The organism is Terriglobales bacterium, assembly GCA_035454605.1.
Lineage (GTDB): Bacteria > Acidobacteriota > Terriglobia > Terriglobales > Acidobacteriaceae > DATMAB01.
This window is the reverse complement of record DATIGQ010000203.1, coordinates 18,133-36,388: the sequence shown is the minus strand read 5'-3', so window position 1 is coordinate 36,388 and position 18,256 is coordinate 18,133. Positions and strand designations below refer to the sequence as shown.

Below are 18,256 nucleotides of genomic sequence, written 5' to 3'. Positions count from 1 at the left end.
AGGCACGTGGCTATCCTGCCGAACCGCATACGCCGCGATGGTTGGACCTGCTCAGCGGTGGCAGTCATTGCATTCTGTGCCCGCTCGATTGGTTTGATGGCATCGGATACAGGTCTCCATGGTGAACACACGAAACGGCCGCACCGGTGGCGCGGTGGTTTTCTCGATCGGGCCGTGACACTCACTGCATGCCAGGCGCGCAATCTGCACGTGCCGCCGGTGCGAGAAGTAGATGTCCGATTTCACCCGCGTCAGCTGGGCCCAGCTCAGCGGCTTGCCCGCGTGAACGAGGGTGCGCAGCTTTTCCTCCTCGGAACTCTGGCCCAGCGCCTCTTCGTGGCAGGTCAGGCAGACGTCCGCGTCGGGCAGGCCGGCATGGGCTTGGCCTTCCACGCCCGCATGACAATCGCTGCAGCTCAACCCGTTTTCGATGTGCTTGGCGTGGTTGAAGGCGATGGGCTGTACCCGCGGGCGGAACGTCTCCGCGCGGAAGGTCACCACACCCAGCAGGAAGAAAATGCCGAACCCCAGCACGCTGGCGGGGACCTTTGACAGGAACGTCGATGCTGTCCAATGCTTCCACACTATCGTGGCTCCTCGGGCGGGGCATTCAGGAAGGCGACCAGGTCGCTTACGTCTTTCTCTTCGATGGTGGGCCAACGCAGCCCCATCTCCTGCGTGTGGTGATACATCTTCGGTCCGTGCTGCCAGAGCGCGGTCGCCAGGGTGACGGGAGTAAAGACCTGAGCGCGACGGCGAAGCCTGGGGCCCTGGGACGTGCCCTCGGCTCGTTCTCCATGGCAACGGCTGCAGCCCCGTTCCGTGAAAAGCGTCTTGCCCAGCAGCGCTTGTCCGGCCGGCTCGAAGTAGCGGAGGCGGTACAAGAACGCGATCAGGTCGGCCATCTCCTTTCCCTCGAAGGTGGGTCGCTGGATTTTCTGCTTCTTCATGGCTTCCCACATCTCGGGGGAATGGCTCCACATGGCGCCGGCGAACTGCACGATGGTCGGAGGCAGCTTGCCGCTGGGACCGAGGTTGGGCGCACCCTTTCCTCCTTCACCTTTGACCGAGTGGCACGCGGCACAGCCTTTTTTCTGAAAGACCTCCGAACCGCGGTCCGCGTCCGCCGGCAGCAATTCATACTCGCGCCGGGGTCCGCTGCAGACTTCGCGCACGAAGGCCAGCAGGTCATTCATTTCGCGGCCTTGAAAGCGAGGCCACTCCAGCTTCAGTTCGCGCATGTTGGCTTCCATCTCCGGAGCGTGATTCCACATCGTCTGCGTCCAGGCGATGGGAGTATCCACGCCAGCCGTGACCAAATCGGGTCCGCGCCGTCCCCCTTCGCCGCGGATGGCGTGGCACCGAACGCAGCCCTTGGTCTGAAATAGCTGCCGGCCATGGCTGATGTCGCCGGGCTCATCCACGTAGCGGATTTCATAGAGGTAGGCGAAGAGGTGGGCCATCTCCTCTTCATCAAAGCCGGGGTAAACCAACTTCTCCGCTTGCATGCGCTTCCACATCGCCGGAGCATGGTTCCACATGGCCGTGACCAACTGGTTGAGGTTGGCCTTGGCTTGCTTCGTTGCCCCGAGATCCGGGCCCAGGCGGCCACCGGTTCCGTTCACGGCGTGGCAGTAGGCGCAGCCCTTCTCCTGGAAGACGTGCATGCCAAGGTGCGGATCACCGGCCAGAAAGGTGCTGAAGCGTTCTCGCGTGCGCCGCTTCTCCCAGACGAGAACCGTGATCAGGGTGCTGACTGCGACCAGAGCCAGCAGCAACCAGACAACGAACTGGCGTTTTGCAATCACTCGTGTTTGTACTTCAGCGGCACGTGCGCATGCACGCCCTGGGTCTTGCGGAGCGCAAAATCAAACGGCTGGTAGAAAGGACTCTTCGGGTTGTGGCAAGCCTTGCAGACGTTCTCATCAGGCAAGATCAGCCCGGCTGCGATCAAGGCGGTGCGCTTGTATTCCTTGTTCTGCAGGCTCATCAGACCTGGTTTCAAATAGCCCTGCCCCGCGCCGTGACACGTCTCGCAGGTGACGCCGGCGAGTTTCGGAGTCTTCTCGATATCCACAAACCCACCCGGCTTCCCGTATCCCGTCACATGACAGGGAAGGCACGCTGCGTCTCGCGTGTAGTCCTTGTTGGGATCCAGTTTCTTCTGCTTCTTTTTCTCGGCGGCGACTCCCGGCTTGAGCAGTTCGAAGGCCTTGGCCATCTTGGTTTGCTCCCAGCTCTTGGCTTCGGGCAAGTGGCAGCCGCGGCAACGGGTTGTGCCGACATACTGCGAGAACACCGACGGAGGAGAAGCCAGAAGTCCAAGGACCAACAACCCGACAGGCAATAGCGACCTTCTCATGAGCCATCCTCCCCGGTGGAGTCAAGTCGACCACATGCACTCCCTCACACTGACAGCACCCGAAACACCAAACTGGGCGCCGGGGGCATCGCGTATTTCCTCGCTTCCGATTACCTTCAAGCGAAAGGGGATGTGAGGGTTGCGCATCCTGTGCCCGGTGAACATCCCACTGGCTGCGGAGGAGCTGGCTAGTGGCAGAATCGGACGCAGTCAGAAAATCGGACAACTGAGAAGGACTACGCCCCCGCTTTGAACTCGCGTAGCTTGCGGTGGAGGGTGTCCCGCGAGATGCCCAATAGCGAGGCGGCTCGGGTGCGGTTCCCGCCGCAGACGCGCAGGGCTTGCTCGATAGCTGCCCTCTCCATGTGGTCCAGGGAGAGCACGTTGTCCGCTGCTATTTTCAACTCAGAGGCGGCGCCCTGCTGGAGGAGAGGCCGCAGGTCCTTTTCCCCGATGGTTTGAGGATCTTCGGAAGAGAGCGCAGCGGCGCTCTCCAGCACGTTCTCCAGTTCGCGGACGTTGCCGGGAAAGGAATAGCCGAGCAGGAGATCCATGGCGGCCCGCGCCAGCGTGATCTCCCTGCCGTAGCGTGTGCTCAGGCGCCGGGTGATGTGGTGCGCGAGCGCGATGACGTCTTCCATGCGGGTGCGCAGCGCAGGAATCTCGATGACCACGGTGGCAATGCGGAAATAGAGGTCTTCTCGCAGGCACTCGCTGCGCAGCGCCGCCAGGGACCGGTTGGTTGCCGCGACAACTCGTACGTCCACCTGGAGTGGTTTCGGACTTCCCACCGGGCGTAGTTCGCCCTCTTGCAGGATGCGCAGGAGCTTTACCTGAACATCCTTGGGCATCTCCCCGATCTCGTCCAGGAACACAGTGCCGCCGCTGGCGGCCGCAAACACCCCCGGCGTGTCGGCATAGGCTCCGGTGAATGCGCCCCGACGGAAACCGAACAATTCGCTCTCCACCAGTTCGTGGGGAAGCGCGCCGCAATTGACCGGGATGAACGGCCCGGCTACGCGACGACTTGCACCGTGGATGGCTCGCGCCAGCATTTCCTTGCCGGTCCCGGTCTCTCCCACAATCAACACGGCGGCATTGGTCGCCGCCGCCGCGCGCGCGCGTTCGATCACCTTCTGCATGGGCAGGGAAACGAACACGAACGCTTCGAACGGAGGGCAAGAGGTGCGCAGTCCAGCCTCCAGCCGCGCGACACGCTCCCGCAGCTCGAAAAGTTCCATCAACCGCCCCACCTTGGTACGCACCGCTTGGCGATCGAAGGGCTTGGTGATGTAGTCTTCGGCGCCCCGCTTGATGGCGTCGACGGCGGTCTCGATCGTGCCGTAGCCCGTCATGATGATTACGGCCAGATCGGGATCGCGCTGATGCAGCCGGGTCATCAGCTCCAACCCGTCCGCCAACGGCATCACCAGATCCACCATCGCTGCGCAAATCTGCGGGTTGCGTTCCTGCAGAGCCAGCGCTTCCGCGGCCGAAAAGGCCACTTCCACGCTATACCCCTCTTCACTCAGGAAGTCTCCCAGAGTGCGAGCCAGGTTGGCGTCGTCATCGACTACCAGGATGCTGCACGGCTTTGATTCGGGGCAATTCACAACGGCACCTGCTGCAAAGCGGGCACGCGGAGCGGAAGTTCGATCCTCGCGGTCGTCCCCTGTCCCAGCCTGCTGTCGAGGTGGATGGAGCCCCCATGATCCTCAATGATGTTGCGGGCGATTGCCAGGCCCAGTCCCGTACCCTTGCCGGGAGGCTTGGTGGTGAAAAACGGCTCGAATACGCGCGACAGGTCCGTCGGCGCGATGCCGCTGCCGTCATCGCTAAGTCGGATTTCGATGCCATCTTCGCCAAGCCGTTGGCAACGAATCTCGATCGTGCCCTTCGGTCCCAGCGCGTCCAGGGCGTTGGTCAATAGGATCAGGAAAACTGTTTCCAACTGGTTCGGGTCAGCCAGCACACAGCCACCGTCCACGTTTCCCCTCTCCAGCTTGACTCGGGCGCCCTTGGTCAGGAACGCGGGTCCTAGGAAGTTCACGATGGATTCCAGGGTCTGGCAGACTTCCTGGGGCTGCTTCTCCGCCGGTGCTCGCCGGCTGAAATCCAGCAGCCGGCGCACGAACTGCTGGCAGAACTTCAGGCCTTCCTCCAAACCGCCCAGATCGGCGCCGCATCCGTCCTGGTGCCGGCGCTCCCGCATCATCTGCACTCGCAACAGCATGGCCGCCAGGGGAGAGTTCAGGTGATGGGCGGTACCGGCGGCAATCCGTCCCATGCTGGTCAAGCGCTCGAACTCGATCAGCTTCTCTCGCATACGCACGCGTTCCCGGATGTCTTCCGTTACCTCCAGGAAACAGTCCTGCCTCTCGCCTTCCCGATACGCCAGCAACATGAGTTCCACCGGTATGAGCACTCCGTCCTTTGCACGGCGGATGGTTTCCAGTTCCAGAGGCGACTCCCCACTCTGTACCCGCTGCAACCATCTCTGGTGTTCTTCGCGCTTTTCCGGGCAAATCGTCGGCAGGCTTTCTCCCAACACTTCAGCCTTCGAGTATCCGTACAGGTTCGCCGCCGCGGCATTCCATTCCACCACGCGCAGCTCCGCGTCGTAGAGTGCGACGGCGCCGGGTGAGGCCTCCAACAGCCCGCGGTAATGTTCGCGCGAACGACGCAGTTCGTCCTCGCTTTGCCGCCGCTGGCGCAGCACGAACCAGGCCGCCCAGATTGCCAACAAGAGGGAGGAAACGATCCCGCGAGTAATGTAGAGGTAGTGCAGGGTCAGGTAGTCGACATCGCGGAAAAAGTGGTTATCCAGCAGTTCCCAGCCGGCAAACACCACCGCCACGATGCTGATACTGGACAGCATCAAGGTCGCCCAGAACCACCGATGATCTCCGTGCTGCTTCATGGGCAACGACACCCCAAGGACCGAGCGGATCGAACGTTTAGGCTAAGTGATTGAAATCATGGAAAGTTGCATGCAAACCTCACCCGGTCCTCGCTTAACCTCATTTACGTCCGCTTTACCCTCCCACCGCAGTGACTAGAATCACAGGGACCTGTGATACGCGGGCGTGGAACCGGGAGAGGTCGACGTGGGCACGGATACGTCAAGCAGCATGCGCGAAGCTGGTGGGCCGATGAAGTTGGGAGCCACAACACTGCCAGAAGGAAGATGCCGGTTCGTAGTGTGGGCGCCAGCGGCTCGGCGGGTTGAGCTCCACCTCGTGCCTGACGGTAAGCAGCCGGAGAAACGGCTCGTGCCTATGGAAAGCACTGGCGCGGGCTACTGGCATCTCGAGCTAGGGAGTGGTGTGCTGGGGCCGGGATCCCGGTACATGTACCGCCTGGAGGGAGGCTTGGACCGTCCCGATCCGGCGTCGCGGTTTCAGCCGGAGGGCGTGCATGGGCCGTCCCAAGTGGCGGAAACAGGCTTCGCGTGGAGCGACTTGGACTGGAAGGGTCACGCGCTGGAGGAATACGTGCTGTACGAAGCGCACGTCGGCACGTTCACGTCTGCCGGAACCTTCGATGCCATGGTTCCGCGGCTGGACGCTCTGCGCGATTTGGGCATCACGGCGCTGGAATTGATGCCGGTGGCGCAGTTTCCCGGAGAGCGGAACTGGGGGTACGACGGCGCCTATCCGTTTGCGGCGCAGAATTCCTATGGAGGGCCGGAGGGCCTGCGGCGCCTGGTGGATGCATGCCACACAAGGAAGATGGCCGTGGTGCTGGACGTGGTCTACAACCATCTAGGACCGGAAGGCAATTACCTGGCGGATTTTGGGCCGTACTTCACCGATCGGTACCGCACGCCTTGGGGGCCGGCCATCAACTTTGACGGGCCGGGCAGCGATGAAGTACGACGCTTCTTCATCGAAAACGCGCTGTATTGGATCGAAGAATGTCACGTCGATGCGCTACGGCTGGATGCCGTGCACGCCATCGTGGATCCGTCAGCGCGGCCTTTTCTCGAGGAGCTGGGGAAAAGGGTGCACGAGTGCGGTCGGCAGTTGGGCCGTCAGGTGTATTTGATGGCGGAAAGCGACCGCAACGACCCCCGCCTGGTGGAGGCCCGGGAACGAAACGGCCTGGGCCTGGACGCGCTGTGGAACGACGATTTCCACCATTCGCTGCACGCCCTGCTCACCGGTGAGCGTAAGGGTTATTACTGCGATTTCGGGCGAACGGAACAGATGGCGGCCGCCTTCCGGCAAGGGTTCGTATACACGGGGCAGTATTCGGAATACCGGAGGAGACGACACGGATCTTCGTCGGCGCACGTGCCCGCGCGTCGCATGGTGGTGTTCACGCAAAACCACGATCAGGTCGGGAACCGAATGCTGGGCGAGCGGCTGAGTTCGCTGGTTAGCTTGGACGCTCTCAAGCTGGCGGCCGGACTCGTTCTGCTGTCTCCGTACTTGCCGCTGTTGTTCATGGGCGAAGAATATGGAGAACCCGCGCCATTCCAATATTTCGTGAGCCACAGTGACACTCGGCTCATTGAGGCGGTTCGCAACGGGCGACGGGAGGAATTCGCCGCCTTCGGCTGGCAAGGCGGCGTCCCCGATCCGCAGGACCCGGCTACGTTCGAGCGTTCGCGGCTGCGGTGGGAGCTGCGCGACGCGGGACATCATGCGGCGCTGGCAGAGCTGTATCGCGAGCTGCTGGGATTGCGGCGCTCGCTGCCCGCGCTGGCGTGCGGCAGCAAGGAAGAGATGGAAGTGCACGTTCACGAAGCCGAGCACACGCTGGCCGTGCGCCGCTGGCATGGGAAAAGCGAAGCGCTGGCGGTGTTCCATTTTGCAGACGCAGCAGGTACAGTGAAGGCGGGGTTTCCGGGCGGGGAATGGGTGAGAGTACTGGATTCCTCCGACGCCCGGTGGATGGGACCCGGCAGCCGCATTCCGGAACGGGTTTCCGGAGACGTGGTCCTGCCAATCGGTCCCAAAGCGTTCGTCCTCTTTGCGCGCGTTTGAAGTAAACAGCCCTACATCATGGAACGCTACATCTGCATCCACGGCCATTTCTATCAGCCTCCGCGGGAGAACCCGTGGCTGGAGGCGATCGAGATCCAGGATTCGGCATATCCGTATCACGACTGGAACGAGCGGATCACGGCGGAAGCCTACGCGCCCTGTGCAGTCTCACGCATCCTGGATGGCGAGCAGCGGATCGTCGAGATCGTCAACAACTATTCCCGTATCAGCTTCAACGTTGGGCCTACGCTGCTCTCGTGGATGGAGGAGAAGGCTCCGGAGGTGTACCAGCGCATCCTAACGGCGGATGCCGAGAGCCAGCGACATTTTGGCGGCCACGGCTCGGCAATGGCGCAGCCCTACAACCACATGATCCTGCCGCTGGCCAACCGGCGAGACCGGCAGACGCAGATTCGGTGGGGCCTGGCCGATTTCCGGCGGCGATTTGGCCGGGAGCCCGAGGGCATGTGGCTACCCGAGACGGCCGTGGATCTGGAGACACTGGATTTGCTGGCCGAACAGGGAATCGCCTTCACGGTCCTTTCACCGCATCAAGCACAACGTGTCCGCCCTCTGGGAACCGACATCTGGCAGGAGGTCGGCCAGGGGTCGGTGGACCCTTCTCACGCCTATCGGGTCTTACTCAGTTCCGGCCGCTCCATTGCAGTTTTCTTCTACGACGGCCCGATCTCCCGCGCGGTGGCATTTGAGAAATTGTTGAGCAAGGGAGAGAACCTGGCATGGCGGCTGTTGGCAGCATTTTCCGACGAACGCACGTCGCCGCAGTTGGTACACATCGCCACGGACGGCGAAACCTATGGGCACCACCACCCTCACGGAGACATGGCGCTGGCGTATGCCTTGCACTCGGTCGAGACCAGCGGCCAGGCACGATTGACCAACTACAGCGAGTTCTTGGAACGGCATCCTCCAACCCACGAAGCTCAGATCTTCGAGAACAGCTCGTGGAGTTGCGCGCATGGTGTGGAACGGTGGCGCAGCGACTGCGGCTGCAACTCCGGTCGCACGGGATGGAACCAACAGTGGCGGGCGCCGCTGCGCGCGGCGCTGGACTGGTTGCGGGACGAGCTGGCTGAACCGTTCGAAGAGGCGGCGAGGAACCTGCTTCGCGACCCGTGGGCGGCGCGCGACGGCTACATCGAAGTGCTGCTCGATCGGTCGCGCGAGAACACGGCGCAATTTCTCGCGCGGCATAGTACGCGGGAGCTGACACCGGAGCAGAAGACCCGTGCGCTCAAGCTCCTGGAGCTGCAGCGGCACGCCATGCTGATGTACACGAGCTGCGGCTGGTTCTTCGACGAGCTCTCCGGAATCGAGACGGTCCAGGTGATGCAGTACGCAGGGCGGGCGGTGCAGCTGGCGGAAGAACTATTCGGTGACCACGTGGAAGAGCAGTTTCTGCGGCGTTTGGAATGCGCGAAGTCCAACCTTTCGGAGCACGGAGACGGCCGCCAGGTCTACGAGAAGTGGGTGAAGCCGGCCATCGTTGACCTTCAGAAGGTGGGGGCTCACTACGCGGTGAGCTCACTCTTCGAGAACTACGGAGAGAGCACCCGAACCTACTGCTACGCCGTGGAGCGACAGGACTACCGACTGTTTACGGCGGGCAAGACGCGCTTGGCATTGGGCCGTGCACGTGTCACGTCCGAAATCCATTGGGAGGCGGAGGACCTCACTTTCGGGGTGCTGCACCTGGGCGATCAGAATGTGAGCGGAGGAGTGCGCGGCTACCGGGGCGAGGAGGCCTACCGAGAACTGGTGGACGGGGCGGTGGAGGCGTTCGAGCATGGGGAAGTGCAGGAAGTGAGTCGAATCGTGGACCGGAGTTTCGGGCTGGGGACATACACCCTGAAATTGCTGTTTCGCGACGAGCAACACAAGATCCTGCGCATCATCCTGGGGCATGGGCTGCGCGACGCCGAGGCTGCATACCGCCACGTCTATGAGAACTATGCTTCGCTGATGGCGTTCGTTTCCACCCTCGGTATGGCCCAGCCACGCCGGTTCGCTCTGGCGGGTGAGTTCACGCTGAACGCGGACCTGGAATCGGCGCTGAGCAGGGAGAGGCTAGACCGCGCCCACGTCCAGGCATTGCTGGATGCGGTCCGCCGGACAGGTATCCCGCTGCACTCAGCAGCGCTGGAATTCGCGCTGCGACGAAATCTTGAAGCGATTGCGAGGCGCTTCCGCGAGCAACCCCAGGAGGTCGAACGTCTGGCGGCGCTGGACGACGCGGTTGACCTGGCTCAATCACTGCCCTTTGAGGTCAACCTGTGGCTGGCGCAGAACCTTTACTACGAAGTGATGAGGGAAACATACCCCACGCTTCGAGACAGGGCCGAAGCAGGCGACGAGGACGCGCGTCCCTGGGTGGAACGCTTCCGCGGCTTGGGGGAGCGACTGCGCATTCGCGTGGACTAGATGCCCAGCTTTCACATTCCAGTCGCGACCTACCGCGTGCAGCTCAACTTGGGCTTCCGCTTTGCGGATGCGCGCGCGTTGGTCCCTTACCTGCACGAACTTGGGATCAGCGATTTGTATGCCTCGCCCCGGTTCCAGGCGCGCAAGGGCAGCTCGCACGGCTATGAAGTTGCTGACCCGTGGCGGGTGAACTCGGAGCTGGGGACGGAGCAAGAGTTTGACGATCTTGCGGAAAGACTAAAGTCCTACCGCATGGGAATGTTGCTCGACATTGTGCCCAACCACATGGCGGCCAGTTGGGAAAATCCATGGTGGCGGGACGTCCTGGAGCATGGTCCCGGCTCCCCGTATGCAGCCTATTTCGACATTGACTGGCACCCGGCCACAACCAAAGCTGCCTATTTGCAGGAGAACCGGGTGTTGCTGCCGGTGCTGGGAGACTTGTACGGCAACGCCCTCGTCCGGGGGGAGCTGCAACTGCGACTGGAAGAGAGTGGCCTGCTGGTCACGTACGGGGGGGAGCGGCTGCCCCTGGATGCGAAGTCGTACGGACGGTTGCTGCGGGAGAGCGCTAGCGCGCTGCGCGAATCGGCGGCTTCGGAACTGGCTAGCCGGCTCGAGGACTTGGCGGCCAGGTGCGAGGCCATGCCGCCGCGCACGGCAAGAGAGGCTGAGGCGTTGCGCCAGCGCCGCGCCGCCAGCAAACAGGTGAAGGAAGAGTTGTGGCGGTTGTACACGCGGGAGAACGAGGCGCGCCGGGCGCTGGACAGCATCCTGCTCCGATATAACGGCGTGTGCGGGGATGAGCGCAGCTTCGACGCGTTGGACCGTCTCCTGGGGGAGCAAGCGTACCGGCTGGCGGACTGGCGAATTGCCGCCGAGGAGATCAACTACCGCCGCTTTTTCGACATCAACGGGCTGGTGGGGCTGCGACTGGAGGATTCACGGGTGTTCGAGGCGCGTCACGCCGCCATTCTCGACCTTGTTCGGACCGGGAAGGTGACGGGATTGAGAGTAGACCACGTGGACGGCCTCTACGATCCCCAGATCTATCTGCGCCGTCTGAGCGCCGCCGTTCGGGAAGCGACTCCAGCGGGTGGGGGCCAGCGTCTGTTCACGGTGGTCGAGAAGGTTCTGAGTGGCGGCGAGGTCCTGCCACCCGAATGGCCGGTGAACGGCACCACGGGATACGACTTTCTGAATCGTGTGAACGCGCTCTTTCTCGATGCGGAAGGGGTTTCGCAGCTCGAGACATGTTATGCGAAGTTCGTGAGTTGCTCGACGCCCTTCGCGGAAATCACCTATTCACGCAACAAACTGGTCATGGAGCGCCTATTTGCCGGCGAAGTGCAGGCCCTCGGGCATCAACTTGGCAAACTAGCCGCGCGCGACCGGCGAGCCCGCGACCTGCGCCTGGACGAACTGATGCACGCGCTGGTCGAAGTGACCGCCTGCCTGCCGGTGTACCGCACCTACATTCGAGGTTTCGAAGTGAACGAGCGAGACCGCAGCCTTCTGGAGAGCACGCTGGCGGTGGCTCGCCGCCGTATTCCGGAAGAACTTGTGAGCCCGGCCAGCTTCGAATTTCTGCGACGCGTGCTGAGGTTGGAGCCGCCGTACTACGCTGAGGACCAAAGGAAAGACTGGCTGCGCTTTGTGATGAAGTGGCAGCAATTCACGGGTGCGGTGATGGCGAAAGGATTGGAGGATACGGCCTTCTACGTGCACAACAGCCTGGTATCGCTGAACGACGTGGGCGGTGACCCGTTACGCGAAGCTCTGCCGCTCGGACTGGAGGCGTTCCACCGGTTCAACCAGCAGCGGCTGGTGCAGTGGCCGGAAACTCTCAATGCCACGTCGACGCACGACGCCAAGCGCGGTGAAGACGTTCGGGCACGGATCAACACGCTTTCCGAACTGGCCAATCGCTGGAAGCGCCTGCTGGCGCGGTGGTCCCGGTGGAACCACCAGCACAGGCGCAAAGTGGAGGGTATGCCGGTGCCTCGACCGGCCGAGGAAGTGTTGCTGTACCAAACGATGCTCGGGGCGTGGCCGTTCACGAAAGCAGAAGTGCGGGGATTTGAGGAGCGGCTGCAGGAGTACATGGTCAAGGCTGCGCGTGAGGCCAAGATGCACACCAGCTGGATTCATCCGAACGTCGCGCACGAGGAGGCGTTGCGAGGATTCGTGCGGCGGATCTTGAAAAACAACGGAAGGGACCGCTTCCTGCCCGATTTTCTGCGATTCCAAGAGCGGGTAGCATCGGCTGGCGCCTTGAACGGACTCGGGCAAGCGCTGATGAAGATCGTCTCGCCGGGCGTGCCGGACTTTTACCAAGGGACGGAACTCTGGGACCTGAACCTGGTGGATCCGGACAACCGCCGTCAGGTTGATTTTGAGCGGCGCAGGCGGATGCTGGAAGAGATCAAGCGACGGCACGCTGATGATCCACGGAGGCTGGTGCGGGAACTGCTTCGCAAGTGGACCGACGGAGGTATCAAGCTCTTCCTCCTATGGCGCGCCCTGGGCTTACGCCGGGAGCAACCGCAGCTCTTTCACAATGGCAGGTACATCCCGCTCTTGGCCAGCGCGGCGGCCAGCCGGCACGTCTGTGCGCTCATCCGTCGACACGGCAACCGATGGGTGCTAGCCGCGTCACCTCGTCTGATGGCATCTTTTGGAAAGGGCCTGAACGTCTCGGCAGCGCCGTGGGGAAAGGGTGCGCTTCTACTGCCACGGAATGCACCGCGGCGGTGGCGCAACAGCTTCACGGGCGAAGAGGTTGAAAACGTCGTGCGGCACGGCCAGGCCAGCCTGCCCCTGGCATGCCTGTTCCGCGATTTTCCGGTGGCGCTGCTGGAGAATGTGGCCAAAAGTTGATCGCGCGGGATTCATTTCCTGTCTTAGAGACGCGAGCCATCATTTATCATAAAGAACTGGGCCGCAGTCTCCTGCGTGCACCGTGGGTGGCGGGCCACTCTAGCGCAGGAGGTCAGGCGGATGAAGAAGAGCACCGGGCGAGCCCCTTCCCAACCGGCGGTACTTCCGCCGCCCTCGCGAGTCGTAATCGGGAAGGTGGATCCGGAGATCGACGGTGGCCGTTTTCCCATCAAACGTAGCGTTGGTGAGCGCGTTGACGTAGGCGCACGCATCTTTGCCGATGGCCACGACGTGATCTCCGGCGTGGTCCGCTACCGTCACCTCGAAGACGAAGACTGGTGTGAGGCCGCCCTGGAGGAACTGGCCAACGATCGCTGGCGGTCGAGCTTCCAGGTGACGGAACTGGGCGAGTACGCCTACACCGTGCAGGCATGGGTGGACCGCTTCAAGAGTTGGCGCCGCGACCTCAGGAAGAAGCTCGATGCCGGGCAGGACCTGGGCGTGGAACTGTTGGTCGGCGCGGAACTGGTGGCCAAGGCCGCTGACCGGGCAACGGGTCAGGACGCGGCGCATTTGCAGGGCGTCGCTGCCAGGTTGCGCTCGCAAGCGAAGTCGGATGCTGCAGGCGCAGCGGCCCTGGCATTGGAGGCGAGCCTGGCGGCTCTGATGGAGAAGTACTCGGACCGCGGCCTGGGCGCCACCTACGAACGTGAGCTGAGGGTCGTGGTGGACCGAGAGAAAGCCCGCTTCAGCGCCTGGTACGAGATGTTTCCGCGCTCCTGCTCGCCCACGCCCGGGCACCACGGCACATTGCGCGACTGCATTGGCATGCTTTCGTACGTAGCGGAGATGGGTTTTGACGTTCTTTACCTTCCGCCCATCCACCCTATCGGAAGCACCAACCGCAAGGGCAAGAACAACAATCCCGTTGGCTCACAGGGCGACCTGGGAAGCCCGTGGGCGATTGGCGGAGCGGAGGGAGGACACAAGACGATCCATCCCCAGTTGGGCACGATGGAGGACTTTCACGTCCTGGTGGCTGCGGCTCGTTCCCACGGCCTGGAGATCGCACTGGACATCGCTTTTCAATGCACCCCGGACCATCCTTATGTGAAAGAACACCCGGAGTGGTTCGTTCTGCGTCCCGACGGGACAGTGCAGTACGCCGAGAATCCGCCGAAAAAGTACCAGGACATCTATCCGCTCAACTTCGAGTCTGAGAGGTGGCGGGAACTGTGGGAAGAGCTGCGCAGCGTTTTGGACTTCTGGATCGAACAGGGCGTTCGCATCTTCCGCGTAGACAATCCCCACACCAAGCCATTCTCTTTCTGGGAATGGCTGATCGCGGGGATCAGACAGGAGCACCCGGAAACCATCTTTCTGGCGGAGGCGTTCACGCGGCCGGAGGTGATGTACCGGCTGGCCAAGCTGGGCTTCAACCAATCCTATACGTACTTCGCGTGGCGCAACGGCAAGTGGGAGCTAACCGAGTACCTGACGGAGTTGACGCGCAGCGAGGTCCGGGAGTACTACCGGCCGAGCTTCTGGCCGAATACACCCGACATCCTCACCGAGTACCTGCAGACCGGAGGTCGGCCAGCCTTCATGGCACGTCTGGTGCTGGCGGCCACGTTGGGCGCGAGCTATGGGATCTATGGTCCGGCGTTCGAACTGTGCGAGAACCGACCCCTGCGTTGGGGTAGTGAAGAGTATCTGGACGCGGAAAAGTACGAGATCCGTGAGTGGGATAGGGAGCGGGTCGACAGCCTCCGTTCGCTCATCACGCGCGTGAACCAGGTGCGACGGGAAAACCCGGCGCTGCGCAGCAACGAAGGACTCACGTTTCACCATGTGGACAACGAGCAGATCATCGCTTATACGAAGGCCACCGAGGACCTGAGCAATATCATCCTGGCGGTCGTGAACCTGGATCCGCACCATACGCAATCCGGCTGGCTGGAACTGCCGTTGGAACAACTGGGAATCGACGCGCACCAGCCTTTCCAGGTACACGACCTGCTGGACGACGGACGCTACATCTGGAACGGTCCACGGAATTATGTCGAACTGAATCCGCACAAGCTTCCTGCACACATCTTCCGCGTGCGGCGGCGCGTGCGCACCGAGCGGGACTTCGACTACTTCATGTGAAAAAGGAGCAGGAGTGGCGCGAAGGAAACAGAGCGCAAACGTGGAGCCAGGGGAAGCGACCTGGTACAAGGATGCGGTTGTGTACCAGCTCCACGTCCGTGCCTTTCACGACAGCGACGGAGACGGCATCGGCGACCTCCGCGGACTGACCCAGAAGCTGGATTACTTGCAGGACCTGGGCGTGACCGCGCTCTGGGTGCTGCCGTTCTATCCGTCGCCGCTGCGTGACGATGGATATGACATTGCGGACTACACCAGCGTCCACCCCAGCTATGGAACGTTGCTCGACTTCCGCAACCTCCTCCGGGAAGCTCACCGACGTGGACTGCGGGTGATTACCGAGCTCGTCCTGAATCACACGTCGGATCAGCACGCGTGGTTTCAGCGCGCACGGCGTGAACCCAAGGGAAGCGTATGGCGTAATTTCTACGTCTGGAGCGATACCCCGGACCGCTACCGCGACGCGCGCATTATTTTCAAGGATTTTGAAGCCTCCAACTGGACGTGGGATCCGGTCGCCAAGGCCTATTTCTGGCACCGCTTCTATTGCCACCAACCCGATCTCAACTTCGACAACCCGGCCGTGCATCGCGCTTTGTTCCACGTCGTGGACTTCTGGCTGGAGATGGGCGTGGACGGCATGCGTTTGGATGCCGTGCCGTACCTCTACGAGCGCGAGGGAACAAATTGCGAGAATCTGCCCGAGACGCATGCCTTCTTGAAGGCACTGCGCGCGCACGTGGACAAGGATTTTCCGGGGCGAATGCTCCTCGCGGAGGCCAACCAGTGGCCGGAGGATGCGGTGGCCTACTTCGGTGAAGGTGATGAATGCCATATGGCGTTCCACTTCCCGCTGATGCCGCGCATGTTCATGGCTATCCGCATGGAGGACCGCTATCCGATTCTGGACATTCTTCAGCAGACACCTTCCATTCCACCGCTTTGCCAATGGGCCATCTTCCTTCGCAATCACGACGAATTGACGCTGGAGATGGTGACAGACGAAGAGCGCGACTACATGTACCGGGTGTATGCCAACGATCCGCAGGCGCGAATCAACCTGGGCATCCGGCGGCGACTGGCGCCTCTGCTGGAGCGGAACCGGGCCAAGATCGAACTGATGAACGGTCTGCTGTTTTCGCTGCCCGGAACGCCGGTGGTCTACTACGGTGATGAGATCGGCATGGGAGACAACATCTACTTGGGCGACCGCAACGGGGTGCGCACGCCCATGCAGTGGACGCCGGACCGGAACGCGGGCTTTTCCCGCGCCAACTCGCAGCGCCTGTTCCTCCCGCTGATTATCGACCCCGATTTCCACTATGAATCAACCAACGTCGAGTCGTCGCAGCAGAACGCACATTCCATCCTGTGGTGGACGAAACGCCTTATTGCCTTCCGTAAGCAGCATCATGCGTTCGGCTGGGGAACGCTGGAGTTTCTTTCGCCCGAGAACCGCCGGGTGCTGGCTTTCGTCCGCAGGTTCCAGGAACAGACCATCTTGGTCGTGGCCAACCTTTCGCGGTTCGCCCAATACGTCGAGTTGGATCTTTCCGCCTATAAGGACATGGTGCCCGTAGAGCTCTCCGGGCGCACCGAGTTTCCTCCCATCGGGGAGCTGCCCTACCTGCTGACTCTGGGAGGGTACGCTTTTCACTGGTTCGCGCTGGAGCCGCGGCGCGTGGCTGAGGTTGAGAGCGTGACCGGAGAGATTGCGTCGGCGCCGACGGTGGCCTTCGCGGGAGGGTGGCAGAACCTTTTGCGCAAGGGCGGAAGCCGGTCCCTGGAGCGGGCACTGCCCCGCTTCCTGGTCTCGCGGCGCTGGTTCGGAAGCAAGGCCCGCCGCGTTAAGTCCGCCACCGTCGCCGACGGTGTGCCGCTGCAGCATGACGGAGGTGTGACGTACATTGCCATCGTGAACGTGGAGTATACGGAAGGGGATCCAGAGAACTACTCGGTGCCCCTGAGCTTCGCTGCCGGTGAGCAGGCGGAGCGAATCGAGGAGAGCCACGCGCACTCCATTGTTGCCCGCACCTCAGGACCCGACGGCAAGGGCGTGATCTACGGCGCCATGCGCGATCCAGGGTTTTGTGCGGCCTTGCTGGAAACCATCGCCAGGCGACGCCGGCTGCGCGGTCAGGGGGGTGAGGTGGTAGGCAGGCCGACCCGCGCCTTCCGGAGCCTGCGGGGCGAGACCTCTGATGTCCTGCCTCCTTCGCTGTTGCGAACCGAGCAAAGCAACTCCTCGGTGCTCTTCGGCGATCGGATGATCTTGAAGGTCTTCCGGAAGTTGCAGGACGGCGTGAACCCCGACCTGGAAATCGGCGCTTTTCTTACGGAAAAGACTGGATTTCGACAGATCGCTCCCGTGGCTGGGGCCCTGGAGTACCAGCGCAAAGGGGCGGCTCCGATCACGCTCGGAATCCTGCAAGGATTCGTGGTCAACCAGGGAGATGCATGGCAGTACAGTCTGGATGCGCTCTCGCGCTTCTACGAGCGGGTGACGGCGCTGCCGACCGAGTCGCGGCCAGAAACCATGACCCCGGTTTCGCCGCTCACCCTGGCAAGTCAGGATCTGCCCGAGCAGGCTGGAGCGTTGATCGGAACCTACCTGGAGTCGGCGCGGCTGTTGGGCCAGCGCACCGCCGAAATGCACTTGGCCCTGGCTTCGGATTCGCAGGATTCCGCCTTCGTGCCCGAAGCGTTCACTCCTTTCTACCAGCGTTCGCTCTACCAATCGATGCGCAACCTGGCATCCAACTCGTTCCAGATGTTGCGCCAGCGCATTCCCACACTGCCGGAAGCGGTGCGGTCCGACGCCCAGGCGGTTGTCGGGCAGGAGGCGGCGATTCTGGGGAAGTTCCGCGCTATCACCGAGGGGAAGATTAGCGCGATGCGCACACGCATTCACGGCGACTACCACCTCGGCCAGGTGCTCCACACTGGCGACGATTTTGTGATCATCGATTTCGAGGGTGAGCCTGCGCGTTCCATTGGAGAGCGGCGGATCAAGCGTTCACCGTTGCGGGACGTAGCCGGAATGCTGCGCTCATTTCACTACGCCGCGTACGCGGCCTTGCTGGGCCCGAGCGCGGGCCGCGCCGTTCGCCCTGAGGACCTTCCCGCGCTGGAACCGTGGGCGTTCTATTGGTACGCCTATTGCTCAGCGGTCTTCCTGCGCGCCTATCTGCAAACCGCGGCCGAAGGAGTCTGGATGCCCCGCAATCGAGGGGAACTGCAGCTTCTGCTCGAGGCTTACTTGTTGGAAAAGGCCATCTACGAGCTGGGATATGAGCTGAATAATCGACCCGATTGGCTGCAGATTCCGGTGCACGGCGTCCTCGATTTGCTCAAGGGCAGCTCGGAATCCAGATAGCAAGGCCTTTGCAAGTCGTGACGTCCTCCCGGGGCACGGGACAGGATCAAACCG

Annotated in this window: 10 protein-coding genes; 5 read left to right on the top strand and 5 right to left on the bottom strand. The window is 62.2% G+C overall.

The genetic code is table 11. The annotated features are described in order from the left end of the window. Nucleotides 1-51: 51 nt before the first annotated feature. From VLE48_14270 to VLE48_14250, 5 genes are all read right to left on the bottom strand, one after another. The gene (locus VLE48_14270) at nt 52-585 is read right to left on the bottom strand and encodes a cytochrome c3 family protein (protein HSA94174.1); all 534 of its coding nucleotides are present in this window, start codon (nt 583-585) and stop codon (nt 52-54) included. Further along, a complete protein-coding gene (locus VLE48_14265; protein ID HSA94173.1) occupies nt 585-1,808 on the bottom strand; it encodes a c-type cytochrome in 1,224 nt (407 codons plus the stop codon). Before VLE48_14265 ends, VLE48_14270 begins: the two co-directional genes overlap by 1 nt. Next, the gene (locus VLE48_14260) at nt 1,805-2,362 is read right to left on the bottom strand and encodes a cytochrome c family protein (GenBank protein ID HSA94172.1); all 558 of its coding nucleotides are present in this window, start codon (nt 2,360-2,362) and stop codon (nt 1,805-1,807) included. The genes VLE48_14265 and VLE48_14260 overlap by 4 nt, the downstream gene beginning before the upstream one ends. 236 nt (nt 2,363-2,598) lie before the next feature. Beyond that, nucleotides 2,599-3,975, bottom strand: coding sequence for a sigma-54 dependent transcriptional regulator (locus VLE48_14255; protein ID HSA94171.1), 1,377 nt, complete (start codon nt 3,973-3,975; stop codon nt 2,599-2,601). Then, a complete protein-coding gene (locus VLE48_14250) occupies nt 3,972-5,240 on the bottom strand; it encodes an ATP-binding protein (GenBank protein ID HSA94170.1) in 1,269 nt (422 codons plus the stop codon). Before VLE48_14250 ends, VLE48_14255 begins: the two co-directional genes overlap by 4 nt. A gap of 253 nt (nt 5,241-5,493) precedes the next feature. Here VLE48_14250 and treZ point away from each other — a divergent pair, with 253 nt between their 5' ends. From treZ to treS, 5 genes are all read left to right on the top strand, one after another. Continuing rightward, entirely contained in the window at nt 5,494-7,353 is a 1,860-nt protein-coding gene (treZ, locus tag VLE48_14245) for a malto-oligosyltrehalose trehalohydrolase (GenBank protein ID HSA94169.1), read from the top strand. An 18-nt stretch (nt 7,354-7,371) separates the two neighbouring features. Beyond that, on the top strand, nt 7,372-9,795 hold the full coding sequence (locus VLE48_14240; protein ID HSA94168.1) for a DUF3536 domain-containing protein: 2,424 nt from the start codon (nt 7,372-7,374) through the stop codon (nt 9,793-9,795). Then, nucleotides 9,796-12,675 (top strand): malto-oligosyltrehalose synthase, encoded by a 2,880-nt coding sequence (gene treY / locus VLE48_14235; protein ID HSA94167.1) that lies wholly within the window; start codon nt 9,796-9,798, stop codon nt 12,673-12,675. A gap of 120 nt (nt 12,676-12,795) precedes the next feature. Further along, on the top strand, nt 12,796-14,826 hold the full coding sequence (locus VLE48_14230; protein ID HSA94166.1) for an alpha-1,4-glucan--maltose-1-phosphate maltosyltransferase: 2,031 nt from the start codon (nt 12,796-12,798) through the stop codon (nt 14,824-14,826). A 13-nt stretch (nt 14,827-14,839) separates the two neighbouring features. Next, a complete protein-coding gene (gene treS, locus VLE48_14225) occupies nt 14,840-18,202 on the top strand; it encodes a maltose alpha-D-glucosyltransferase (GenBank protein ID HSA94165.1) in 3,363 nt (1,120 codons plus the stop codon). The last annotated feature ends 54 nt before the right edge of the window (nt 18,203-18,256 follow it).

Coding starts and splice junctions, on each gene's coding strand:
- VLE48_14260 (HSA94172.1), bottom strand. CDS start 2,362: ATGAGAAGGTCGCTATTGCCTGTCGGGTTGTTGGTCCTTGGACTTCTG.
- VLE48_14250 (HSA94170.1), bottom strand. CDS start 5,240: ATGCTGTCCAGTATCAGCATCGTGGCGGTGGTGTTTGCCGGCTGGGAA.
- treZ (HSA94169.1), top strand. CDS start 5,494: ATGCGCGAAGCTGGTGGGCCGATGAAGTTGGGAGCCACAACACTGCCA.
- VLE48_14240 (HSA94168.1), top strand. CDS start 7,372: ATGGAACGCTACATCTGCATCCACGGCCATTTCTATCAGCCTCCGCGG.
- treY (HSA94167.1), top strand. CDS start 9,796: ATGCCCAGCTTTCACATTCCAGTCGCGACCTACCGCGTGCAGCTCAAC.
- VLE48_14230 (HSA94166.1), top strand. CDS start 12,796: ATGAAGAAGAGCACCGGGCGAGCCCCTTCCCAACCGGCGGTACTTCCG.